The 22,220-nt window shown below is 67.0% G+C and carries 24 protein-coding genes; 6 read left to right on the plus strand and 18 right to left on the minus strand.

Annotated elements, in window-relative coordinates; all coding sequences use genetic code 11:
- Positions 1–262: elongation factor 1-alpha C-terminal domain-related protein (locus E0H45_RS39055; protein ID WP_420323362.1), on the plus strand; the 262-nt coding region annotated here is incomplete at its 5' end.
- A 34-nt stretch (positions 263–296) separates the two neighbouring features.
- On the opposite strand, the gene E0H45_RS39060 is transcribed toward E0H45_RS39055, so the two are convergent.
- The 11 genes from E0H45_RS39060 to E0H45_RS39110 form a co-directional block, all read right to left on the minus strand.
- Complete coding sequence (locus E0H45_RS39060) at positions 297–941, minus strand: FMN reductase (protein WP_131347324.1); 645 nt, start codon at positions 939–941, stop codon at positions 297–299.
- Positions 938–2,053, minus strand: coding sequence for an LLM class flavin-dependent oxidoreductase (locus E0H45_RS39065; protein WP_131347326.1), 1,116 nt, complete (start codon positions 2,051–2,053; stop codon positions 938–940). Before E0H45_RS39065 ends, E0H45_RS39060 begins: the two co-directional genes overlap by 4 nt.
- Positions 2,054–2,074: 21 nt before the next feature.
- Complete coding sequence (locus E0H45_RS39070) at positions 2,075–2,710, minus strand: DUF1345 domain-containing protein (RefSeq protein ID WP_131347328.1); 636 nt, start codon at positions 2,708–2,710, stop codon at positions 2,075–2,077.
- 59 nt (positions 2,711–2,769) lie between these two features.
- Positions 2,770–3,447 carry a manganese catalase family protein gene (locus E0H45_RS39075; RefSeq protein WP_131347330.1) on the minus strand — a complete coding sequence of 226 codons (678 nt, stop codon included), beginning with the start codon at positions 3,445–3,447 and terminating at the stop codon, positions 2,770–2,772.
- 56 nt (positions 3,448–3,503) lie between these two features.
- Entirely contained in the window at positions 3,504–3,938 is a 435-nt protein-coding gene (trxC, locus tag E0H45_RS39080; RefSeq protein ID WP_131347332.1) for a thioredoxin TrxC, read from the minus strand.
- A gap of 64 nt (positions 3,939–4,002) precedes the next feature.
- Entirely contained in the window at positions 4,003–6,636 is a 2,634-nt protein-coding gene (gene clpB, locus E0H45_RS39085; protein ID WP_131347334.1) for an ATP-dependent chaperone ClpB, read from the minus strand.
- Positions 6,627–6,932: a chaperone modulator CbpM gene (locus E0H45_RS39090; protein ID WP_131347336.1), complete on the minus strand. Its 306-nt coding sequence runs from the start codon at positions 6,930–6,932 to the stop codon at positions 6,627–6,629. Before E0H45_RS39090 ends, clpB begins: the two co-directional genes overlap by 10 nt.
- Positions 6,929–7,906: a DnaJ C-terminal domain-containing protein gene (locus tag E0H45_RS43735; protein WP_131347338.1), complete on the minus strand. Its 978-nt coding sequence runs from the start codon at positions 7,904–7,906 to the stop codon at positions 6,929–6,931. The genes E0H45_RS39090 and E0H45_RS43735 overlap by 4 nt, the downstream gene beginning before the upstream one ends.
- 4 nt (positions 7,907–7,910) lie before the next feature.
- On the minus strand, positions 7,911–8,414 hold the full coding sequence (locus E0H45_RS39100; protein WP_131347340.1) for a nucleotide exchange factor GrpE: 504 nt from the start codon (positions 8,412–8,414) through the stop codon (positions 7,911–7,913).
- Entirely contained in the window at positions 8,414–10,297 is a 1,884-nt protein-coding gene (gene dnaK, locus E0H45_RS39105) for a molecular chaperone DnaK (RefSeq protein WP_131347342.1), read from the minus strand. The genes E0H45_RS39100 and dnaK overlap by 1 nt, the downstream gene beginning before the upstream one ends.
- 215 nt (positions 10,298–10,512) lie before the next feature.
- Positions 10,513–11,562, minus strand: coding sequence for an aldo/keto reductase (locus E0H45_RS39110; RefSeq protein ID WP_131347344.1), 1,050 nt, complete (start codon positions 11,560–11,562; stop codon positions 10,513–10,515).
- 79 nt (positions 11,563–11,641) lie between these two features.
- Between E0H45_RS39110 and E0H45_RS39115 the strand changes: the two genes are divergently transcribed.
- Positions 11,642–12,184 (plus strand): TetR/AcrR family transcriptional regulator, encoded by a 543-nt coding sequence (locus E0H45_RS39115; protein ID WP_131347346.1) that lies wholly within the window; start codon positions 11,642–11,644, stop codon positions 12,182–12,184.
- 173 nt (positions 12,185–12,357) lie between these two features.
- Positions 12,358–13,476, plus strand: a complete 1,119-nt coding sequence (locus E0H45_RS39120) for an endonuclease/exonuclease/phosphatase family protein (protein WP_131347348.1) — start codon at positions 12,358–12,360, stop codon at positions 13,474–13,476.
- A 385-nt stretch (positions 13,477–13,861) separates the two neighbouring features.
- On the opposite strand, the gene E0H45_RS39125 is transcribed toward E0H45_RS39120, so the two are convergent.
- From E0H45_RS39125 to E0H45_RS39145, 5 genes are all read right to left on the minus strand, one after another.
- Complete coding sequence (locus E0H45_RS39125) at positions 13,862–14,593, minus strand: nucleotidyltransferase domain-containing protein (protein WP_131347350.1); 732 nt, start codon at positions 14,591–14,593, stop codon at positions 13,862–13,864.
- 42 nt (positions 14,594–14,635) lie between these two features.
- A complete protein-coding gene (locus E0H45_RS39130) occupies positions 14,636–15,208 on the minus strand; it encodes a GNAT family N-acetyltransferase (protein ID WP_131347352.1) in 573 nt (190 codons plus the stop codon).
- A 9-nt stretch (positions 15,209–15,217) separates the two neighbouring features.
- The gene (locus tag E0H45_RS39135) at positions 15,218–15,859 is read right to left on the minus strand and encodes a TetR/AcrR family transcriptional regulator (RefSeq protein WP_202872738.1); all 642 of its coding nucleotides are present in this window, start codon (positions 15,857–15,859) and stop codon (positions 15,218–15,220) included.
- A 39-nt stretch (positions 15,860–15,898) separates the two neighbouring features.
- Entirely contained in the window at positions 15,899–17,854 is a 1,956-nt protein-coding gene (locus E0H45_RS39140) for a beta-L-arabinofuranosidase domain-containing protein (RefSeq protein WP_337590436.1), read from the minus strand.
- A 77-nt stretch (positions 17,855–17,931) separates the two neighbouring features.
- Positions 17,932–18,876 carry an NADP-dependent oxidoreductase gene (locus E0H45_RS39145; protein ID WP_131347356.1) on the minus strand — a complete coding sequence of 315 codons (945 nt, stop codon included), beginning with the start codon at positions 18,874–18,876 and terminating at the stop codon, positions 17,932–17,934.
- 114 nt (positions 18,877–18,990) lie between these two features.
- Between E0H45_RS39145 and E0H45_RS39150 the strand changes: the two genes are divergently transcribed.
- Positions 18,991–19,503 carry a MarR family winged helix-turn-helix transcriptional regulator gene (locus E0H45_RS39150; RefSeq protein WP_131347358.1) on the plus strand — a complete coding sequence of 171 codons (513 nt, stop codon included), beginning with the start codon at positions 18,991–18,993 and terminating at the stop codon, positions 19,501–19,503.
- On the opposite strand, the gene E0H45_RS39155 is transcribed toward E0H45_RS39150, so the two are convergent.
- A complete protein-coding gene (locus tag E0H45_RS39155; protein ID WP_131347364.1) occupies positions 19,496–20,239 on the minus strand; it encodes a hypothetical protein in 744 nt (247 codons plus the stop codon). The two genes, E0H45_RS39150 and E0H45_RS39155, sit on opposite strands and share 8 nt — an antisense overlap.
- Before the next feature lie 163 nt (positions 20,240–20,402).
- Here E0H45_RS39155 and E0H45_RS39160 point away from each other — a divergent pair, with 163 nt between their 5' ends.
- On the plus strand, positions 20,403–21,092 hold the full coding sequence (locus E0H45_RS39160) for a GAF and ANTAR domain-containing protein (RefSeq protein WP_337590433.1): 690 nt from the start codon (positions 20,403–20,405) through the stop codon (positions 21,090–21,092).
- 32 nt (positions 21,093–21,124) lie between these two features.
- On the opposite strand, the gene E0H45_RS39165 is transcribed toward E0H45_RS39160, so the two are convergent.
- Complete coding sequence (locus E0H45_RS39165) at positions 21,125–21,853, minus strand: endonuclease/exonuclease/phosphatase family protein (protein WP_238155707.1); 729 nt, start codon at positions 21,851–21,853, stop codon at positions 21,125–21,127.
- 165 nt (positions 21,854–22,018) lie between these two features.
- On the opposite strand from E0H45_RS39165, the gene E0H45_RS42725 reads away from it, so the two are divergent.
- Positions 22,019–22,186 (plus strand): hypothetical protein, encoded by a 168-nt coding sequence (locus E0H45_RS42725; protein ID WP_165546768.1) that lies wholly within the window; start codon positions 22,019–22,021, stop codon positions 22,184–22,186.
- Positions 22,187–22,220: the final 34 nt, after the last annotated feature.

Raw genomic sequence — 22,220 nt, forward strand, 5'->3', positions numbered from 1 at the left:
AATCACCGGCGCACTGGACCTCGACACGCTCGGAGTCATCGACGCCACCGAGCTCGCACTGAACGACATCGGCAAAGTACAACTCAAAATCGCCGCACCCCTGGCCGCCGACCCGTACTCCAGCAACGCCATCACCGGATCCTTCCTGCTCATCGACGCCCACGACGGGTGGACACTCGCAGCCGGAATGATCGACGAGGAGCTGGACGATCAGCTTGAGAGCGCCGGCAGAAACCGAGAACTGTGCGGTGCCAAGGGCTAGCGGCCAGGGCTGGATTCAGAGGGCCTGCTGAATGTCAGTCCTCAACGTGTCCTGACGAGGGTCCCGGTTGCCGGTCGGCGAGCAGCCGGGTCATCTCGTCCAGTTCCTCGTTGAAGGTGTCTCGCGGGGTCCGCGTACCGCAGGCCGTCATCAGACGGACGAAGTCAGCGGCTGCCTTCTGGATCCGGACAGCGAGACCGGACGCACGCGCCTGGCCACCGAAATCGTCGGTCGCGGCGTAGACGCCGGTCGGTGACACGATCGCGTGCAGGTAGGAGAACATCGGCCGCAACGCATGTTCGAGCACCAGCGAGTGCCGGTCCGTCCCGCCCGACGCGGCGATCAGGATCGGCATATCGGCCAGTGTCTCCGCGGGCAGTACGTCGAAGAACGACTTGAACAACCCGCTGTACGACGCGTTGAACGCCGGCGTCACGGCAATGACGCCGTCCGCGGCCGCGACGGTTTCGAACGCGAACTCCAACTCCGGCACCGCGAAGCCGGTCAGCATCGCATCCATGATCGCCCGACCGAGTGGTCGCAGCTCGACGAACGACGACGTGACCGGGAGCCCCGACCGACCCAGCTCCGCACGGACGGCGGCGTCGATCCGGTCAGCGAGCAGCCGGGTGGAGGACGGCTGCCGCAGACCACCGGTGACGACCACAATCTGCGTCATGAGTCTTGCCCCGCATCGTCCGAGCCGGCCGCCTGCTCCCGACGTACAGCTGCCACCAGGGATTCGTGCGTCGGCGCCTCGGGTACGTCGGCCGGACGGCCGGCTTCGAACTCCTTGCGCAACACCGGAACCACCTCTCCACCAAGCAGCTCGAGCTGCTCGAGCACCGTCTTGAGCGGCAGCCCGGCATGATCGACCAGGAAGAGCTGCCGCTGGTAGTCACCGACGTACTCACGGAAACCCAACGTCCTCTCGATCACCTCCTCCGGAGACCCGACCGTCAACGGTGTCTGGGCCATGAACTCCTCCAGCGACGGCCCGTGCCCATACACCGGCGCGTTGTCGAAGTACGGCCGGAACTCCGCCACCGCGTCCTGACTGCGCGGACGAATGAACACCTGCCCGCCGAGACCGACGATCGCCTGCGCCGCCGTGCCATGGCCGTAGTGCTCGAACCGGCTCCGGTAGACCGCGACCATCCGCTGCGTGTGGGACGCCGGCCAGAAGATGTGGTTCGCGAAGAACCCGTCACCGTAGTACGCAGCCAACTCGGCGATCTCCGGAGTACGGATCGAGGCGTGCCACACGAACGGTGGCACGTCGTCCAGCGGTCGCGGGGTCACAGTGAAACCCTGCAAGGGCGTCCTGAACCGGCCTTCCCAGTCGACCACCGGCTCGCGCCACAGGCGGCGTAGAAGCTCGTAGCGCTCCACGGTCAGCGGGACAGCCTCGCGGATGTCCTGCCCGAACCACGGGTAGACCGGGCCGGTGTTGCCGCGGCCGAGCATCACGTCCACGCGCCCGTCTGACAGATGCTGCAGTACGTCGAAGTCCTCAGCGATCTTCACCGGATCGTTGGTCGTGATCAGCGTGGTGGATGTCGACAGGATCAATCGCTCGGTCTGCGCCGCGACGTACCCGAGCAGCGTGGTCGGCGACGACGGAACGAACGGAGGGTTGTGGTGCTCACCGGTCGCGAACACGTCCAGGCCGACTTCCTCGACCTTCTTCGCGATCGCCACGGTGGCTTTGATCCGCTCGGCCTCGGTCGGCGTCCGGCCGGTCGTCGGATCAGGCGTCACGTCGCCGACGGTGAAGATCCCGAATTGCACAGCTGTCCTCCTTCGAGGAGTTCACCTGGTCACGATGCCGGCGACCAGGTTGATGGTCGCGGCGAGGATGACGGTTCCGAACGCGTACGAGAGCAGGCAATGCCGTAGTACGACCGAGCGGATGTCTGAGCTGGAGACGCTGGTGTCGGAGACCTGGTAGGTCATGCCGAGGTTGTAGCTGAAGTAGAAGAAGTCACGGTAGGCAGGCGATTCCTTGCTGTTGAAGTCGATGCCACCGGTGGGCTGGAGGTAGTAGAGGTGCGCATAGCGGGCGGCGTACATCATGTGCAGGACGGCCCAGTTCATGAAGACGCCGGCCAGGCCGATGGCGGCGGCGGAATCCTGGCTGTGCGAGTCACCGAGCACCAGGAGTAGAGCGATGCCGGTGAGGCCGCTGAGTGTCGCCGCCACCACGGCCAACTCCTCGACGGCGGGCCGGAAATCTTCGCGGCCGACGAAGTGCTGAGTGGCGGCCGGTGGCATCGGCCACAACACGAGTACGCCGGTGACGACGAACGCCGCAGCGAGCGCCGCGATGCCCGACAGCACTCCCAACGGCACGTTCCAGACCAGCGCGACAACTGCTCCCACGACGCACCCGGCGGCCAGCGCTACGAACAGCCGCCAAGCCGCCGTCGTCGGCATGCCGCGCCTCATCGATGCCTCCGCGCCGTCACGGGGTCAGTTGTTGACATCACGTTGCAACTGACCGTCACTCATCTGCTGGCTCCCGTCTTCTTCGGTTGGGTGTCGCGCGGTCGGGCTTTCCCTGGGTAGACACGCTCCTCCGGCTCCTCGGTGAGGGCAGCCACCGCCGTGGCACATTCCCGGCGGTGTTCGTCGGTGCGGGCGAGTAGACACGACATCAGCAGCCGGATGTCAGGGTCGTCGCTGCCGTCACGCACGTCGCGAATCGCCGGACGGTGATCACGCTCGGCATGGGCGTTCGCGAGGAAGTCTGCGAGCAGGTTCTGCCGGTCGGTCGTGCCGGACTGACGCCACGGGTTGGGCAAGGCACCGGCACTCGCCGGCTCCTCAGGCTGCCGACCGGCCATTGACACGAGCGCGCTCTCCAGGTCGGTTCCGCCCATCACGGCCGCGACCATCGGGTTCGTACGCAGCACCCGGTTGACGGTTTCCGCGGGTGCGCCTTCCAGCAGTCGCGCGATCATCGTGGCGAGCATCTCGACCATCGCGACCTGGTCCACGCCGAGGTGAACGAGCGTGTCGCGGTACCGGCCGGGCACCGGCGCGGTCCACCCGCTCAGGTAGTGGGTAGCGACAGTGATCTCGTGATATTGATCGGCGAGAACGTGTTCCAGCCGGTCGGCGTACCGGAGATCCGGCCGGTCGGGCCGGCAAGCAAACTGCAGATCGCTTCGGTGGTTGAACATGTGCTGCTCCTGCGGTTCGGTCGACCGGCCCGCCGGCCGGTGGGTCAGTGGACGAATCAGTTGCTCAGGGCATCCTCGAGCCAAGGACGCAGTACGGCGGCCGGCGCGGCACCGATCTGGGTGGCGACCGCTTCGCCGGACCGGAACACCATCAGGGTCGGGATGGAACGGATGTCGAACCGGCGCGACAGTTCCGGCGCCTCGTCGGCGTTGATCTTCACCAGCTTGATGTCGCCGGCCTTCTCGGTGGCGAGTTGTTCGAGCACCGGGCTGACCATCCGGCACGGACCGCACCATGGCGCCCAGACGTCGACCAGAACCGGGATCCGGGACTGCTCGACAACCTTCGCGAAGTCCTGATCGCCGGCGTTGACGACCCAGGGCAGCGGCTTGCCGCACTTGCCGCAGACCGGCTTCCCGTCGCCGGTCGCCTGCACCCGGTTCTTCTGGCCGCAGTGCGGACAACTGACGATTTCGGCTTCCGTCGTCATGGCCCCTCCTTCCGACGAGATCTCGCCGGTCAGTTGCGTTCGGTGTAGTCCCTGTCGTTGTGGGTCACTCAGCCGCGGGTTGTGGCGGGTTCTGGACGTCGACAACGAGCTTCTGGCCGTCGAGCGAGACCATGACGACTGCTCCGTCGACGACGTCGCCGGTCAGCAGTGCTCGGCCGACGCGGGTCTCGACCTCGCGGGCGATGAAGCGGCGCAGCGGGCGCGCGCCGTACACCGGGTCGAAGCCTTGTTCTGCAATGAAACGCAGCGCGTCGTGGGTGACGTCCAGGGTCATCTGCTGGTCGGCGAGCCGGGTGCGCAGGTCGCCGAGCATCAATTCGGCGACCTTCTCGATCTCGGGCAGCGTGAGCGGCGTGAACAACACGATGTCGTCGACGCGGTTCAGGAACTCCGGCCGGAAGTGGTGCCGTAGTTCGGCCATCACGGCGTCCCGTGCGTCCTCCTTGATCTGGCCGTCCGGTGTGACGCCGTCGAGCAGGTACGACGACCCGATGTTCGACGTCATGATGATCACGGTGTTCCGGAAGTCGACCGTCCGTCCTTGCGCGTCGGTCAACCGTCCGTCGTCGAGCACCTGGAGCAACGTGTTGAAGACATCCGGGTGCGCCTTCTCGATCTCGTCGAACAACACGACGGAGTACGGCTTGCGGCGTACCGCTTCGGTCAGCTGACCGCCTTCGTCGTACCCGACGTACCCGGGCGGCGCACCGACCAGCCGACTGACCGTATGCCGTTCCTGGTACTCGCTCATGTCGATCCGGACGATGTTGTCCTCGGAGTCGAACAACGCCGCCGCCAGGGCCTTGGCCAGCTCGGTCTTCCCGACGCCGGTCGGCCCGAGGAAGATGAACGACCCGATCGGCCGGCGCGGGTCCTTGATCCCGGACCGAGCCCGGATGATCGCGTCGGCCACGACGTTGACGGCCTCGTCCTGGCCGATCACGCGTTCGTGCAGGATCTCGTCCAGCCGCAGCAGTTTCGCGCGTTCGCCCTCCTGCAACCGCGTGACCGGGATTCCGGTCCATCGGGACACGATCGAGGCGATCTCCTCGTCGGTGACCACCTCGCGCAGCAACCGCCGGCCGCCACCCTGTTTGGTGGCGAGCTGGTCCTCTTCGGCGAGCAGCCGTCGTTCGAGCTCGGGCAACTTGCCGTGCCGAAGTTCGGCAGCCTTGTTGAGGTCGTACTCGCGTTCGGCCTGGTCGGCGTCGTGGCGCAGTTGTTCGATCTGCCCGCGCAGGTCCTGCGTGCGGTGCACCACCTGGCGTTCGGACTCCCACTGCGCCCGCATCGCGTCCGACTCGGCGCGCAGGTCGGCGAGTTCCTTGCGCAGTTCCTCCAGCCGGGACTCGCTGGCCGCGTCCTCTTCCTTGGAGAGCGCGGCGTCCTCGATCTCCAGCCGAGTGACTTTGCGAGTCAGTTCGTCGAGCTCGGCCGGCATCGAGTCGATCTCGGTCCGCAGCATCGCGCACGCCTCGTCGACCAGGTCGATCGCCTTGTCGGGAAGGAACCGGTCGGTGATGTAGCGATGGCTCAGTACGACGGACGCGACCAGCGCACCGTCCTGGATCTTCACGCCGTGGAACACCTCGAGCCGTTCCCGCAGACCGCGCAGGATCGAGATCGCGTCCTCGACCGACGGCTCGTCGACCACGACTGGCTGGAACCGGCGTTCGAGCGCCGCGTCCGGCTCGATGTGCTTGCGGTACTCGTCGAGCGTGGTCGCGCCGATCATGTGCAGTTCGCCGCGCGCGAGCATCGGCTTCAGCATGTTGCCCGCGTCCATCGCGCCTTCGGTCGCGCCGGCGCCGACCACCGTGTGCAGCTCGTCGACGAACAACAGGATGCGTCCCTCAGCGGCCGTGACCTCGTTGAGCACCGCCGTCAGCCGCTCCTCGAACTCACCGCGGTACTTCGCTCCCGCCACCAGCGCGGCGAGATCGAGCGCGAACACCGCCCGGTCCTTCAGCCCTTCCGGTACGTCGCCGTTCGCGATCCGCTGCGCCAGTCCCTCGACGATCGCGGTCTTGCCGACGCCCGGCTCACCGATCAGGACCGGGTTGTTCTTGGTCTTCCTGGACAGGATCTGGATCGTCCGCCGGATCTCCTGATCACGCCCGATCACCGGATCGAGCCGCCCTGTTCTGGCGTCGGCGACGAGTTCGCGGCCATACTTCTCCAGCGCCTCGTACGCCGCCTCCGGCATCGCCGACGTGACGCGCTGGTTCCCACGGATCGCGGTCAGCGCCTGCAGGAACTTCTCCCGGGTCAGGCCCTGTTCGCGCGCCCGCCGTCCCGCTGCTGTCTCCGCGCCTTCGTCGAGCAGCGCCATCAGCAGGTGCTCGACGGAGACGTACTCGTCCTTCAGCCGCTTCGCCTCGCGCTCGGCGGTGTCGAACACCTTCGACAGCCGTTGCGTGACATACACCTGACCGGGTTCAGCACCGGGCCCCGTCACCTTGGGACGGCGACTGAGATCGGACTCCAGATCCGCGCGCAGCCGGTCCGGGTCGGTCCCGGACTGCGTGAGCAGCCGGGGAATCAGTCCGTCGGGTTGATCCAGCAGCGCCAGCAACAGGTGCTCGCCGTCGACCTGCTGGTGCCCGAAACGTAGTGCCTTGGTCTGCGCGTCGTGCAAAGCTTCCTGCGACTTCTGCGTCAGGCGGTTCATATCCATGATCGGCCTCCGGACTGTTTGGCACGAAGTGCTTGTTCCTGGGCGGCGAGCCGGTCGAGCAGGTCGATCACCAGTCCGACCGCGGCGTAGTTGAGCGAGAACGCGGCCCGCAGCCGCTGGATGCGGGCCACGGCCGCGACATCGGCGTACGAGAACCAGAGCCGGCCGGACACGTCCCGTGCGGGTTCGAGCAGTCCGAGGGCGACGAACCGCGCGACCAGCTGCGGATGGACGCCGGTCAGCCGCGCGAACGCCTCCAGATCCAGCAGCAGCGGCCGGGCCAACGCGGTAGTCATCGCTGCCTCCTCGGGTCGAACGTCGTGACGGCGGCGAGCTGCTCGTACAGCTGCTGCTCCTCGTCGGAGAGCTTGTCGGGCATGACGATGCGAATCTCGGCGTACAGATCGCCGGGCGTCCGTTTCGACGGCAGGCCGCGGCCCTTCAAACGCAGGCGTTTCCCGCTCGACGTACCACCAGGAACGCGGAGCTTGACCTCGCCGCCCGGTGTCTCGAGCGCGACCCGCGCACCAAGCGCGGCCTCGGACGCGGACACCGGCAAGTCGACATAGATATCGCGGCCTTCGGCTCGGTACCGCTTGTCCGGGAGCAGCTTGACGACCATGTACAGGTCGCCCGCCGGCGCGTCGCCGCTGCCTTGCCCGCCCTGCCCGGCCAGCCGGATCCGCTGCCCGTCGGTGACACCGGCCGGGATCGAGACCTCGACCGTACGCTCGCCGTCGGGTCCGGAGATCGTCAGCCGCCGCTGCCCACCGTTGTAAGCCTCGGGGACGGTGAGCTCGAGCTCGACCTCCTGGTCGGCGCCCGGGATCGGTCCCCACTGCCGCCGCCCGCGGCCCCCGAACATGCCGCCGAGCAGGTCCTCCAGGTCCACGTCCCCGGCGCCGTCGCCCCAGCCCGCGGACCCGCTCCAGCCACCCCGATTGCCGGTCGCCGCCGAGCCGTCCTGGCCGGTCCACCACCCGCCGGGCGCACCGCGACCGCCTCCGGCGCGTTGCGCTCTGGCCCACGCCTCCGGGTCGACGTCGGGCGGGACCCTTCGGAAGTCGTCGCCGAACGCGTCGTACCGTTTCCGCTGGTCGGGATCCGACAGTACGTCGTACGCCTCAGAGATCTGCTTGAACTTCTCCTCGGCCCCCGGGTCCTTGTTGATGTCCGGGTGGTACTGCCGGGCCAGCTTGCGGTACACCCGTTGCAGCTCGTCCGCCGTCGCATCCCGACCCACTCCGAGCAGTTCGTAGAAGTCGGCCATGGCACTACTGCTTCGCGACGACGACCGAGGCCGGCCGGAGGAGCTCGTTCGCGGTCCCGTATCCGGGCCGGACCACGGCGATCACCGTGCCGGGCTCGGCGTTCGGGTCGGCGATCGTGCTGACGGCCTCGTCCACGGCCGGATCGAACGGCTCACCGGTCGGGTCGAACCTCGGATACCCGAGCCGGCCCAGCGCTGCGACGGCCTGCTCGTGGACCGCCTTGATCCCTTCGACGACCGCCTCCGCGCCGCTGTCGGCGTGTTGCAAGGCCAGCTCGAGGTTGTCCACGACCGGTAGCCAGGCGACCGCAGCCCGAGCACGCTCGGCGGACCGTTCCCGGTCCAGGTCGCGTTGATACCGCTTCCGCAGGTTGTCCAGGTCGGCCGCCGTACGACGCAACTGATCGTCGAGACGAGCGATCTCCTCATCCTTGTCCGGCTTCTCGTCGACGACGGCTGCTGCTTCTTCGGCTGAGGCGGCGGCCGTGTCCGACTGCTCGCCCGGCATCAGTCGACCGTGAAGTCGGCGTCGATCACGTCGTCGTCGTCCGCAACCGAGTCCTGCTTACCGGACCGGCCGGGCGGCGGGCCATCTGGGGACCGGCCGGCGAGCAGGCTCTGGTACACCTGCTGCAACTCCTGTGTCAGCGGCCGTACCCGGTCGATCCCGGCACCTTCCTTCACCACCTGCCGCGCATCGGCCACCAACGTCTCCGCACGAGCCTTCTCGTGCACCGCCACCGTGTCGCCGAGCTCGCTCAGCCGGCGGTCGACCTGGTACGCGACCGCGTCCAGTTCGTTGCGGGCGTCGACTTCCTCGCGCAGCCGGGTGTCCTCGGTCCGGTGCTGTTCGGCGTCCGCGACCATCCGGTCGACCTCGCCCGGGTCGAGTGCGGAACTCTCGGTGATCGTGATCTGCTGCTCGACCCCGGTGTCCTTGTCCTTCGCCGACACGTTCAGGATCCCGTTCGCGTCGATGTCGTACGTCACCTCGACCTGCGGCTCACCACGGCCCGCGGGCCGGATCCCCTCCAGCCGGAACCGCCCGATCACCCGGTTGTCCGCGGCCCGCTCCCGCTCACCCTGCAACACCACGATGTCGACCGCGTTCTGGTTGTCCTCCGCCGTACTGAACGTCTCCGTCCGCCGCGCCGGGATCGTCGTGTTCCGCTCGATGACCTTCGTCATCATCCCGCCCAGCGTCTCCACACCCAGCGACAACGGCGTCACATCGAGCAGCAGCACGTCCTTCAGTTCGCCCTTGATGATCGCGGCCTGGGTCGCGGCGCCGATCGCGACCACCTCGTCCGGGTTGACGGTCATGTTCGGGTCCTTGCCACCCGTCAACCGCCGGACCAGCTGCTGTACGGCGGGAATCCGCGTCGACCCACCGACCAGGATCACCTCGTCGATGTCGTTCGCCGTCACCTTCGCGTCCGCCATCGCCTGCTGCACCGGCCCCAGACACCGCTCCACCAGATCGTGGGTGATCTCCTCGAACGTCGACCGCATCACCGTCACCACCAGATGCTTCGGACCCGTCGACGTCGCGGTCACGAACGGCAGGTTCACCTGCGTCTGCGACACCGACGACAGCTCGACCTTCGCCTTCTCGGCCGCCTCGAACAACCGCTGCAACGCCTGCGCGTCCTCCCGCAGATCCACGCCCTCGGTCTTCTTGAACTCATCCGCCAGGTAATCGACCAGCCGCCGGTCGAAGTCGTCACCGCCCAGATGCCCGTCACCCGACGTCGACAACACCTCGACGACCCCGTCCCCGACCGTCAGCACGCTGACATCGAACGTGCCGCCACCCAGGTCGAACACCAGAACGGTCTCGTTCTCCTTCTTGTCCAGCCCGTACGCCAGCGCCGCCGCGGTCGGCTCGTTGATGATCCGCAGGACCTCCAGACCCGCGATCTTCCCGGCATCCTTGGTCGCCTGCCGCTGCGTGTCGTTGAAGTACGCCGGAACCGTGACGACCGCCTCGGTGACCTTCTCCCCCAGGAACTTCGACGCGTCCTCGACGAGTTTGCGCAGTACCAGCGCGGAGATCTCCTCCGGCGCGTACAGCTTTCCCCGTACGTCGAACCGCACCGATCCGTCCGGCCCCTCGACCACGTCGAACGACACCGCGGTCATCTCGCTGGTGACCTCGTCGTACCGCCGGCCGATGAACCGCTTCGCCGAATAGATCGTGCCCTTCGGATTCAGAATCGCCTGCCGGCGCGCCAAGTTACCCACCAAACGCTCACCGTCATCGGTGAAAGCCACCACCGACGGCGTGGTGCGCGATCCTTCGCTGTTCGGAATCACCGTGGGCTGGCCGCCCTCCACGACGGCGATCACCGAGTTGGTGGTGCCCAGGTCGATACCGACTGCCTTCGCCATGTCCGTCTCCGTCCGTCTCGGTCGTCCGCCGGCACGGTTCTTGTTGCCTCAGGCATCAGCCCGTGCCGGGATCCTCAGGCACGCTGGAACGCTACCGCCGGGCGGGCGAGCCGGCGGTAGATCGCAGTGGGATTTGTTCGACGTTACTGCCGACGTTGTTCGCCACGCCAGACGTCAGCGTCGGTCAACTGCCGACACCGAGCCCACGAGGGGATTTACGACAGCGCCATTCCTGGGACCCGCCGGCGGATGGCTTCCAGTTCGGCCTCGTCGGAGATGCCCTGCCAGTCGTAGCGCGGCGCGTAGGGGGCTTCGAGGGCGTGTACGTCGTCGTCGGTGAGCTCAACGTCCAATGAGGCCACGGCCTCGTCGATCTGCTGGATCGAGCCGGCCCCGACCAACGGTGCGGTGACGACCGGCTGATGGCGCAGCCAGGAGAGTGCGATCTGGGCGCGGCTGACGCCGTGGCCGTGTGCGACCTGTCCGACCGCGTCGATGATCGCGCGGTTGGACGCCTCCTGCTCCGGCGAATAGAGCAGGTCCGCAAAGGCGCCGTCGGTCTCGGAGCGCGCCGTCGACTTGGCGTCGTCCCAGCCGCGGGCGAGGCGGCCTCGGGCCAGCGGGGACCAGATGATCGTGCCGACGCCCTCGTCCAGGCACAGCGGGATCATCTCCCGCTCCTCCTCGCGAGCAAGCAGGTTGTAGTGGTCCTGCATCGACACGAACCGCGCCCAGCCGTTCTGCTTCTGCAGATGCAGCGCCTTCGCGAACTCCCAGGTGTGCATCGACGACGCACCGACGTACCGCACCTTGCCGGCCTTCACGAGCTCGCTGAGCGCCTCGAGAGTCTCCTCCAGCGGGGTCGAGTGGTCGTTGCGGTGAATCTGGTACAGGTCGATGTAGTCGGTCCCGAGGCGGCGCAGGGAATGCTCGACCTCGGTCATGATCGCCTTCCGCGACAGGCCGCGACCATTGGGGCCGGTACGCATCGGGTGCCGGAGCTTGGTCGCGACCACCACGTCGTCCCGGTCGGCGAAGTCCTTGAGCGCCCGGCCGAGGATCTCTTCGCTGGACCCGTTGGAATACATGTTCGCGGTGTCGAAGAAGTTGATTCCCGCCTCCAGCGCGTGCTGGATCAGCGGTCGCGCCTCGTCCTCGCTCTTCGACCACACCGGATGGCCGCGGTCGGGCTCGCCGTACGTCATCGCGCCGATCGCGATCGGCGACACGTCCAGGCCGGTGGTGCCGAGCTTGATGTAGTGCATGATGCTCCTCTAAATTATGTGGAGAGGTCTCCAGATAACGTAGTGGAGAGCTCTCCACTTAGCAAGGTGAGGGTTTTCCATGGTTCGTTCAGACGCCCGCGAGAACCGGGCCCGCATCCTCGTGGCTGCCCGCGAGGCCTTCACCGAGGACGGCGCTACGTCCATGAATCAGGTCGCGCAGCGCGCGGGCGTCGGCGCCGGCACCTTGTATCGCAACTTCCCCACCCGGGAGGCGCTGGTTCTCGCCGTCTATCAGGACGAGGTCGAACGGATCGTCGGAACCGTGCCAGGTCTGCTGGCCGAGCTGCCGCCCCTTGAAGCGCTCCGGCACTGGACGATCGGTCTTGTCGAGGCAATGCGCAGAAAGCACGGCCTCGGTGATGCGCTCGGTCCCACTGCACACCAGGCGATCACCGAGCAGACCTACGGGCCGGTCGTTGCCGCAATCACCGACCTTTTCGACGCAGGTAAGCAGGACGGCAGCATCCGGGACGATGCCGACGCCGGCGTCTTCCTTCAGCTCACCGGCGCGCTCTGGCGCGCTGCGACCAGCCCCACGGACCGAGCTCCCCGCATGCTCGATCTCATCCTCGACGGACTCCGCACCCAGCCGCAGCGGTAAAGACTGCCGCCGCGGGTTCGACGAGTCAGTATCGCTGTGTGACGAGCTGTTGCTACGTGACATTGGGTACGCGAGCATGACAGATGTTCTGCCGCGTTCGATGGTGCGTGAGGTCGGCTGGCATAGGGGACGGTCGATCCGCCAAGTTGCGGCGAGATCGAGGGGGATGTGTCGTGCGCATTGCATCGTTCAATGTCGAGAACCTGTTCGCACGTGCCAAGGTGCTCAATCAGGAATCGTGGGCGGCAGGGAAGCCGGTACTGGCGGCCCAGGCAGAGCTCAATGCGTTACTTGAGGAGCCGGTGTACACCGATGCCGTGAAGGCTCGGATCCTGGCCCTGCTGGAGATCCTGGGTCTGCAGCGGTCGGACGACAGTGAGTTCGTCCGGTTACGCAAGCTCCGTGGCCAGCTGCTGCGTCGACCGCGATCCGGTCCGGTACAAGTGGTCGCGGCGGGTCGCGCGTCCTGGATCGGCTGGATCGAACTGAAGACCGAGGAGGTCGACGAGCTGGCGATGCAGCACACGGCGATGGTCATGCGCGACGTCAACGCCGATCTGCTGGGCGTGGTCGAGGCCGACAACCGTCCGCTGCTGAAGCTGTTCTCCGAGGCGCTGCTGACCAAGGTCGGGGGCAAACCTTACGAGCAGGTCATGCTGATCGACGGCAACGATGATCGCGGCATCGACGTCGGCGTCCTTGCCCGCGCCGACTATCCGTTGGGAGCGATCCGCAGCCACGTGTTCGACACCGACGCCGAAGGCGTTGTCTTCAGCCGGGACTGTTGTGAGTACCACTTCACCACACCCGGCGGCCAGTCGCTGGTCGTGCTGGTCAACCATTTCAAGTCCAAGGGCTACAGCACGCCGGGCGATCAGTTGGGACGAAAGCGACGCGGCCGGCAAGCGGTCCGAGTCACCGAGATCTATGACGCTCTGCGGGCCGCAGGCAACGACTTGATCGCGGTCCTCGGCGACTTCAACGACGATCCCGGTAGCACCGCGCTCGAGCCACTGATCCACGGCACCGATCTGCGCGACATCAGTACCCACCCTGCCTTCGATTTCGGGCCGCGCCTGGGCACCTTCGGCAGCGGAGGCGAGAAGGACAAGATCGACTACGTGCTCCTGTCACCCGCGCTGTTCGCCCGGGCAACCGGCGGCGCAGTCTTCCGGCAAGGCGTATGGCACGGCCCCAGAACCAAGAACCCCTGGCCCATCTACCAAACCCTCACCGCCGACGTCCACGCCGCCTCGGACCATGCCGCCATCTACGCCGACCTCGACCTCTGAACTCCACGCATCCCGCTCAGATCCTCGACCGCGATCGTTGCCCACAGCAAGGTGATGACCGATCCAATTGTGACCTTGAACAACGCGGTCTGTCCGTCCAGACAGTCATCTTTCTGAATCGCCACGTGCTCGTAACGCTCCCTGCCGCTGGTCGTTTTCAACAACGCCGGGGAAAGCGCGTCAGGGGCGGGGCCAAGCGGGGGCCCGCCCCTGGCGTCATCAACGGGGAACTCAGTAGCCGGTCGTGCCGTCGATCAGTTCACGCATGGCGTCGAGGTGGCCGAGGTGGCGCGCCGGCGGTCCAACCAGCCCGTGAGCATGTGACGTTCGTCGGCCGTGGCAGGCGGAAATTGGCGGGTCACTCGCCCGATGCTAGCCGCCAGGGTCAGCTGCAATCCCGCCCATCCGCGGAGAGGTGGAATCCGTCTCGTAACCGTCCACCTACGCGGTTGAGGACCTCGTCGGCGAGACTGGTGAGGTCCTCCGGCTTGCCGTTGACGGCGGTCTGAAGCGACTCGTGGAACCGCGTGGCGTAGCGACTGCCGGCAGCAGTGTCGAGCGCCTCGATCTCGCGGACCAGCCATTTGCCGGACCCGCTCCAGCGCCGCTCCGACGCCAGCAGCAACTCGGCCGCGCGGCGCCACACCTCGACGATGACAGCATCCATCGCCGGCTCCGCCCCACCTCCGTCGAGATCATCGAGAAGATCGGTCAGGACATAGCGCGCCAACCGCACCTCGTCCTCGCCCAGCGGAGCAGGTCCCTCCTCCAGTACTGCCGAGCAGTAGGCACGCAGCCCGGCACCACCATCGCCTGCCAGCACCGGGATACTGCTCGCGACGAGCCGCGCCATCGACGGCTGCCGTTTGGCTTCGTCCAGCTGGACGAAGCGGCGTACGGATTCCTCGGTGTGGACGAACAACTCGATCGGCCACCCGGCGTACGTCAGCGCCTCCCGATAGACCGAGGTCTCGGGCAGCACCACGGTGACGTCGAGGTCCGATGTCTCGGTCAACCGCCCCGCGGCCGCGGAGCCGCCGAGCCACGCTTGAACGGCCTGGGGATATCGGTCCCCGATCAACGAACGAACGGTCTCGACTGCGTCCGGCCGGTCCATTGCGGCAGTTCTCCTTGTCAGTTGACGACTTGGTGGTTCCACTCATCCGGCCCGCCGTGCGTGCAGGTGCCCTTCGAGCGGGAACCTCGGCGGCTCCGGAGCCAGGGCTTGGTCGAAGGCGAAGCCGCACTTCTGCGCGACTCTGCACGATGCGACGTTGTCCACCTGATGACGCAGCACGAGCCGCTCGAGCCCGCGCGCGGCAAAGGTGCCGAAAGCCCACTCCGTGAGTACGTCGAGTGCGCGCGGCGCCAGGCTCTGCCCTCGGGCCCACGCCGCGGTCCAATAGCCCACCTCGGCCGTCGACCCGTCGTCGGCGAACTCCTTCAGTACGACGTTGCCGAGCACGCGCTCGGCACCCGGCCCGTCGCCGACCACTGCGAAACTGAACCGCCGCCCAGCCGCCCACCCCGACTCCTGGGTCCGCACCCAACGCACCCCGTCCGCGACACTGTCCACGGAGGCACTCGTATAGCGCCGCAGGCCTGGATCCCGGCAGACCTCGATCAGCTGGTCGATGTCCGCCGCACGCCACGGGCGAAGAAGCACAGCGGGAGCGGACTGTGTCGCCTCCACCGGCAGGATCACGCTGCTGGACTCGTATCCGATCGGCATGTGCATCCCCTAAGTCGATCGAAGGGCCGTCAGCCAGCATGCGACCGGTCGGCGCAGATCCTCGATGCTCTCCGGTGTTCCGGCAGCGAGCTCAGCACGGGTCCCGTAGAGGCGGTCGAAGAGCAGCCCTTCGAGCAGGCTCAGCAAATCGCTCGCCGCCGCTCGGGAGTCGGTGGCACCGAAAGACGCCATCAGATTTCCGGCCACCTCCGGGCTGAACAGGGACTGGGCGAGAGCCACCCGGAGCTCCTCATCGTGTCCGGCCTCGGGCAGCAGCGCATAGCGTGCGAGCACATCACGCCTGCGCGCGCCGAGCAGGGTGTCGAGTTGCGCAGCGATGACGTCTGCAACGCCCTCGACCGTGTGCTCAACGGTGTCATCGGCAGGGGCCGAGCCAGCGGACGCGGTGAACGCCGACCGGGTAAGGGTTGCCAGGTGAGTGATGGCGCCCATCACCAGCAGGTGGCGGCTCCGGAAGTAGTACGACGTCGACCCCTGGGCAATACCAAGCCGTTTGTCGACCGCCTGGTGGGTGAGCGCATGGTTCCCACCTTCGGCGACCAGATCCAGCGCAGCCTCACAGATCGCGGTACGACGGGATTGCCGCGAGGGCGCGGCACTCAACATGTTCACTCTGTCATCGTAGAGCACCTACCTCTACGATGCTAGAGTTCCAGATACGAGGGGCGACTAGCCGGCCGCCGGGCCACGATCGCTGGACCGTTGGGCCGGCGATTGCAAGGGGAAGTAGACGGTGTAGGGCTCGTCGCGGACTTCGGCGAGCGGGACGAATCGGATGCCTGTGGGCTGACCGACGGTTCGGTACGTCCCCGTCCGCCACCAACTGTGGTGCCGTTCCTGGTCGGCTGTGAGGAAACTCGTCGGCTCGTCCGGTTCGCCGTACAGGATGGACTCTTGACTCGTGAGACCGGCCAGGACCACTGGACCGTCGAGCACCGCGACCGTGCCAGGTTGATCCGGCAACGGCAGTGTGCTCAGCCCTGACGGCACGGTCAGCCGGATGTGCTGGCTGCTCCAGACCTGTGAGGCGACGATCCAGCCGTTGTCCACAGTCACCGTCGCCGACTTGCCGTCGATCTCGAGCATCGGTGCACCGGCTACCCAGGATGGAACCCGAAGCCTGATCTCGAACCTCGACGGTCGATCGCAGTGCACGTCGAGAACGTAGACGCGCTGGTTCGGCCTCCGCGGCGGTAGCGGTCGGGACAGCAATTCCTGGATTCCGGCGGCACCGTGGAAGGTCTGTCGTTGCCCGAGGACGACCCCTTCCTCGGGGTCGGCTCCGATGCTGAGCTGCACACGTCCGCCGAACAGATCGGGCCAGGTCGTGACCGAGTTCAGGTACTGACTGATCGAGATCCCGGCGCCGTCGACATACAGCGCGGCCTCGTCGATCGAGGCGTGTGCCTGGAGCAACGTTCCGTGGCAGCACCAGAAGTCCTCGGTCGGCCGGCCCCACTGCTTGCGGCTTCCGGCTGCCAACGGCAAGAAGTACGCCGGCATGCCGGTATCCGGGTGCTGCTGCGCCCAGATGCCGTTGACCAGGTTACGTTCCCAGTAGTCGGCGTACCGGTGGTCGCCGGTCCAACGGAACAAGACGTCGGCGAGCCGCATCATGTTGTAGACAAGGCAATGCTCCTGCACCGCATGGAGACGCGCGGACTGTTCACCGGGCGGCTGCCAGACCTCGCCGCAACTGCTCCCGCCCGTGCAGTAGGTTCCACGCGCCTCCACGGCAGCGTCCCAGAAGGCTTCGACGATGTCGCGCCAGCGCTGCACGCCAGTGACCTCCCAAGCCCGCGCGGCGCCCAAGATCTCCGCGATCTGGGTGTTCGCATGCTTGTTGGTCAGCACATCGACGCCGGCGAGCAGCGGCTCGAAGAACCGCGGTCGGTCGTACCGGTCGACGAGATCGGCGGCGCGCTGGTCACCGGTGAACGCGAGAAGGTCCGCCCAGACCTCGAGCATCCCGCCCGTCTCCTGGTCCAGTACGTCGTCCAGCTGCTCACGCGACAGCTGCCCACTCCAGTCGTGGAACCACTCAGCGAAGGCCGAAGCCACGCTGAGGGCCTCTGCGTTGCCGGCGATCCGGTACTGATCGAGCAATCCCATCAGCGTCTTGTGGACGACGTACTGCGGTGCCCACACCGGCTTGCCCGCGACCAGCCGTTCGAAGTACGCCGGTGGGATGGACGCCGCCCATCGGCCGCCGTTGGCGCGCTGGCACGCGGCGAGCTCGGCGACGATCATGGAGGCTCGAGCGGCCACTTCAGGGTCCTGGCGGCCGATCCGAGCCGCTGCGGCCAGCCAATGTCCGAGGATGTGGCCACGCAGCTCGCAGGTGATCGACTCCCAGCCCCAGTGCCAGTCCTCCGGTCCGTCGGTGACTGCGGCGCCAACCGTCGTACCCCACGACCCGGAGTAGCTCCACAAGCCGGCCTCCGCACGGTACGGCCGCAGCAGGCCGTCGGCGCCGAGACTCCGCAGGTAGCGCGCGTTCAGCCGCCACCGGTCCTTGGCCGGTCCGTCCGTCAGCGTCGTCTGCCCGCCCGACCCGACGACCGTCCGCAGCGGTCGCGCCGCAGATAGATGGGATCTTTCTTGATCATCGATGCCGTTCAGTATGGATGACCTCCGCGCCTAGCGCTACGATCCCGGACAATCATGGGATAAATCCCCATCGCAACGGGGGTGGTGACACATCAGCTGATCGCGGCGGGTGGGACGGCTACGACCTTGCCGTGGATCTGTCCCGCGTCGGCCTGCTGATGGATCGCTGGCAGCTCACTCAGTGGCACGCGCCGGGCGATCTCGACATGGAGGTCACCGCTGTCGATGAGGGCGACGAGGTGCGAGAGCACGTCCGCGTCAGGGTGGACGAAGATCGTGACCGCGCGTACGTTTCGCTCCTCGTCGCCGGGCGTCGTCACGGTCGGTGTCGTGGAGACGACCACGCCGCCGTCACGGACCCGTGCAACCAGGGCGGTGAACCCGTCGGGGGTGATCGGGGCCAGGTTGAGCAGCACATCGACGGACTCGGTGACCGCGTCGAGCACGGAGGTCTCCGTGTGGTCGATGATCTCGTCCGCACCGGCCGTCTTGACGATGTCGCGGCTGCGAGGGCTCGCTGTGGCGATGACGTACGCACCCGCGCGCTTCGCGAGCTGTACGGCGTACCCGCCGACCGGACCGCCGGCACCGTTGATCAGCACCCGCTGACCAGCCTTGAGCTCGCCGGCCTCGAAGAGCGCCTGCGACGCGGTGAGCCCGACCGACGGCAACCCGGCAGCATCGGCGAGCGGGATGCGCACCGGAGCCTTCACCAGCGCGCTCGCCGGCGCGACGACGTACTGCGCTGCCGAACCGTCAGCGTTCATCGGGATGAATCCGACGACGTTCTGGCCGACGGTGAGGCCATCCACGCCGTCGCCGAGCGCGTCGATCGTGCCGGAGACGTCGTACCCCGGAACGTGCGGCAGCGTCACCGGGATCGGCAGGAAGCCGCCGCGGATGCCGCCGTCGGCCGGGTTGAACGCCGCCCCGGCGACCTGGATGCGCACCTCACCCGCGCCGGGGACCGGCTGGTCGGCATCTTCGTAGCGCAGAACCTCCGCACCGCCCGTCGCGTGGAACCGAACTGCCTTCATGATTTCTACCCCTTCGGTGATGTGCTTCGGATTCGAAGCAACTGAGCATCACCGTAGCAATGCTTCGAACTCAAAGCAAGTGCTTCGAGTTAGAAGCACTGATAGGCTCGGCCCATGACCTCGTCGCCGCCTCCTCTGGATGCCACGCAGCTGGGCGCGTACTTCGCTCTCATCGAGGCGAGCAGCCTGCTGAAGCACGCGGTCGAGCAGCAGCTGCGGGACGCAGGGGATCTCAGCTACGTGCAGTTCCAGCTCCTGGCCACCCTCGGCGACTCCCCGACGGGCAGCCGGCGGATGACCGATCTGGCCGACGGCGTCGTCTACAGCCGCAGCGGACTCACCTACCAGGCCCAGACGCTGGAGAAGCGGGGCCTCGTGACCCGGACACCGTCCTCCGATGACGAGCGCAGCATCACCGTCACCATCAGCGACGAGGGACGTGCCGTGCTCGCGGGAGTCTTCCCTGGACACATCGCTGTCCTCGACGATCTGCTGTTCGCCCCACTGTCCCGCTCCGACATCGAGACACTCGCCGACGTCCTCGCCCGTGCACGAGACCACATGCGTCAGACGCCGCCGCGGTCGGCGGAACCACGGCGGCGCAAGAAGACGGCCGATCCTAGCTAAGTTCTGAGCGGGCCAGCCGGAGGAAGGCTTTGAGGCCGGCTATGACTTCCTGGTTGTCGGTGAGGCGGGTCAGAGAGTGTTCGAACTGGCGGGCGTGGGCGTCCACCTTGGCGTGCAGGGCTCTGTCTCGGGCCGTGGCGTTGGCCTCGGCGGTGGCCAGCCTTTGCTCCAGGTGAGCGAGACGGATGTTCTGATCGTTTGATTCGTCGTGCAAGGTCTCGAGGCCGGCCTTCAGGGTGTCCAGGCGGCGGAGGGTCTCGATCAGGTCGTCGCGGGGGTGCTTGACGCCTTGCAGCATCGTGGTCATCCGGTCGCGCAGGTAGCTGAAGTACGCGCCGGCCGGGCGGAAGAACGTGCTGATCAAGTAGAGACCGGCCAGGTAGTAGCCGATCGCGCCGTCGGACAGATAGGTGATCAGGGCAACGAGTGCCGCGGACGCCAGATGGGAGCCGACCGCGAACCAGCGCATGCGGGAGGCAATGCGTCGCGCCTCCGGCTCCCGCTCGGCCGGTACGTCGATGCCACGGTCACGGCTCGTCCGGATCTCATGAATCAGCGCATACGCTTGAAGGTAGAGGTTCCACGGCACAGTCAGCAGCAGAATCAACCAGAGCAGGCACAGTACGCCGAGGAACAACGACAGGATCTCCTGGAGCGGTACGTCGGCGATCGCGACCAGCACGATGGCGACAATCGTGACGACCACAGCCCCGCAGAACACCCAGATCTTCGACATACCCAGCAGACTGCCCGCCCCCACCGCCCCTGGAATCAGTACACCTACTCAGCCAGGACACCCGAGCATCTTGGGCTCGCGTGCCAGTGCGTTGCATGATGGGCTGGTGACGGATACCAGTCGGCGAATCACGCGCCCCGAGAGGCCATGTGTAGTGCCTCCGGTGCAGACAGATCTTCGACGGGCCGCTGAGGACTTCTCCCGGCTGGCTCTGGAGATGCACGATGCGGAGAGCATGAACGAGACCGTCCAGGCAGTGGTCGAGTTCGCGTTGCAAGCGCTGCACTGCGACTACGCCGGCGTCGCGCTGCACACCGCCGGCGGTCGCCCGGAAGTACCGGCGGTCACCGACCCGACGGTCGCCGAGATCTACCAGTTCCAGATGGCTGGACCGGCCGGGCCGTTGGTTCAGTGCATGCACGACCGCACGACTGTCTCGGTGCCTGATCTCGTCCAAGAGACACGGTGGCCGGAGTGGACCAAGAAGGTCCTCGAGCTCGGGGTCCGTAGCGTTCTCGACGTACCGCTGTGGACAAACTCCGGTACGGTCGGTGTTCTGGGCCTCTACAGTGCGCAACCGAACGCCTTCGGGCCGGACGAAGAAGCCATCGCCTACATCCTCGCCCGGCACGCCGCGATTGCGGTCGCGACGGCACGGCGCGAGGCGAATCTGAGAGTGGCGGTCGACGCCCGGAAGCTTGTCGGCCAGGCGATGGGCATCCTGATGGAGCGCTACAACCTGACCAGCGACCAGGCCTTCCAGGTGCTGAGGCGCTACTCGCAGGACACCAACACGAAGCTCCGCGAGGTCGCCCAGCAACTGATCGACAGCCGCCGCCTCCCCAACACCTGACGGCCACTGTCACTGCTGGATTCGCAGCGCGATCAGGCGACCGGTACGTCGGTTACGACGGCATAGTGATCCGACGGCGGGCGGCCGTGGTCCTCGTCGAATCCGGCGAGGCGCGAGTCCGTCGCGACCAGACCGTCGTTGGCCAGGATGTAGTCGATCCGATGGTCCTCGAGCCATTCGCCGTTCCCCAGATAGGGATTGCACGAGCTGTAGGTGACGCCGTCGTACACCTGGCGTTGCCAGCAGTCGTCGAGCACGGCGAGCAGCGGCTCGAGCTCGGGGCAGTCGGGTGGCGCGTTCAAGTCACCGGCAACAACCACGTCGTCACCGCGTGCTCTGAGCTCGGACACGAGCGACGCCAGCGAACTCGCCTGCTCGAAGCGTTCCCGCTGATGGTTCTCCTCCCAGTCCAGGCAGCTGGTGATGAAGTGCAGGCCGGCCTCGCCCAGCCGGATCTCCGCGCGGAGCGCGACGGTGCCGGTCGACAACGTGTGCTGCTCGACCGCCCGCAGTGGAAAGCGGCTCAGGATGCCCAGGCCGAGACGTACGTCGGGATCCGGGTCGCGCGGCATCCGCGACGGCGCGAACACCGCGGACATCCCCAGCTCGAACCCGAGCTGATCGGCCTGCAACTGTCCGTTACCTCGCCAGGTTTCCTGCAGGGCAAGGAAATCGGGTCGTTGCGCCCGCACCGTTTCGGCGATCGCCCGCTGCCGCCGCGGCCAGCGGTCACCGAACCGTCCCCACACGTTCCACGTCATGAACCTCACTGCGCTTTCACCTTCCTCGTATCGCGCCGTACCGGTACCCGCAACGGCCCGAGGACACGCCGGTGAGCCTGCTGCTGCGGATCGCTCCGCCGGGCACGCATGTACGACGCGGCGGCGGGCACCGGTGCGTGAGCACGTTCGTTTGAGGAGGCAGACATGACTACGGCTCCCACACCGCAAGCCCCGGTCCCCCCGATCCTCGACCCGGAGGACCCGAACCGCCCGGGTGGCGGCACAACGGACGATCCCGATCTCACGCCGTACCCGGAACCCGAGCCCGAACCGGACGAGGACCCGGACGAGCAACTCCCCCGCACCACCTGACCCGCGACTACTCCTGCCTACCCTTCGCGCGGAA

It is taken from the genome of Kribbella soli, assembly GCF_004331345.1.
Lineage (GTDB): Bacteria > Actinomycetota > Actinomycetes > Propionibacteriales > Kribbellaceae > Kribbella > Kribbella soli.

Coding starts and splice junctions, on each gene's coding strand:
- E0H45_RS39060 (WP_131347324.1), bottom strand. CDS start 941: ATGACGCAGATTGTGGTCGTCACCGGTGGTCTGCGGCAGCCGTCCTCC.
- E0H45_RS39070 (WP_131347328.1), bottom strand. CDS start 2,710: ATGAGGCGCGGCATGCCGACGACGGCGGCTTGGCGGCTGTTCGTAGCG.
- E0H45_RS39075 (WP_131347330.1), bottom strand. CDS start 3,447: ATGTTCAACCACCGAAGCGATCTGCAGTTTGCTTGCCGGCCCGACCGG.
- trxC (WP_131347332.1), bottom strand. CDS start 3,938: ATGACGACGGAAGCCGAAATCGTCAGTTGTCCGCACTGCGGCCAGAAG.
- clpB (WP_131347334.1), bottom strand. CDS start 6,636: ATGGATATGAACCGCCTGACGCAGAAGTCGCAGGAAGCTTTGCACGAC.
- E0H45_RS39090 (WP_131347336.1), bottom strand. CDS start 6,932: ATGACTACCGCGTTGGCCCGGCCGCTGCTGCTGGATCTGGAGGCGTTC.
- E0H45_RS43735 (WP_131347338.1), bottom strand. CDS start 7,906: ATGGCCGACTTCTACGAACTGCTCGGAGTGGGTCGGGATGCGACGGCG.
- E0H45_RS39100 (WP_131347340.1), bottom strand. CDS start 8,414: ATGCCGGGCGAGCAGTCGGACACGGCCGCCGCCTCAGCCGAAGAAGCA.
- dnaK (WP_131347342.1), bottom strand. CDS start 10,297: ATGGCGAAGGCAGTCGGTATCGACCTGGGCACCACCAACTCGGTGATC.
- E0H45_RS39110 (WP_131347344.1), bottom strand. CDS start 11,562: ATGCACTACATCAAGCTCGGCACCACCGGCCTGGACGTGTCGCCGATC.
- E0H45_RS39115 (WP_131347346.1), top strand. CDS start 11,642: ATGGTTCGTTCAGACGCCCGCGAGAACCGGGCCCGCATCCTCGTGGCT.
- E0H45_RS39125 (WP_131347350.1), bottom strand. CDS start 14,593: ATGGACCGGCCGGACGCAGTCGAGACCGTTCGTTCGTTGATCGGGGAC.
- E0H45_RS39130 (WP_131347352.1), bottom strand. CDS start 15,208: ATGCCGATCGGATACGAGTCCAGCAGCGTGATCCTGCCGGTGGAGGCG.
- E0H45_RS39145 (WP_131347356.1), bottom strand. CDS start 18,876: ATGAAGGCAGTTCGGTTCCACGCGACGGGCGGTGCGGAGGTTCTGCGC.
- E0H45_RS39150 (WP_131347358.1), top strand. CDS start 18,991: ATGACCTCGTCGCCGCCTCCTCTGGATGCCACGCAGCTGGGCGCGTAC.
- E0H45_RS39155 (WP_131347364.1), bottom strand. CDS start 20,239: ATGTCGAAGATCTGGGTGTTCTGCGGGGCTGTGGTCGTCACGATTGTC.
- E0H45_RS39165 (WP_238155707.1), bottom strand. CDS start 21,853: ATGACGTGGAACGTGTGGGGACGGTTCGGTGACCGCTGGCCGCGGCGG.
- E0H45_RS42725 (WP_165546768.1), top strand. CDS start 22,019: ATGACTACGGCTCCCACACCGCAAGCCCCGGTCCCCCCGATCCTCGAC.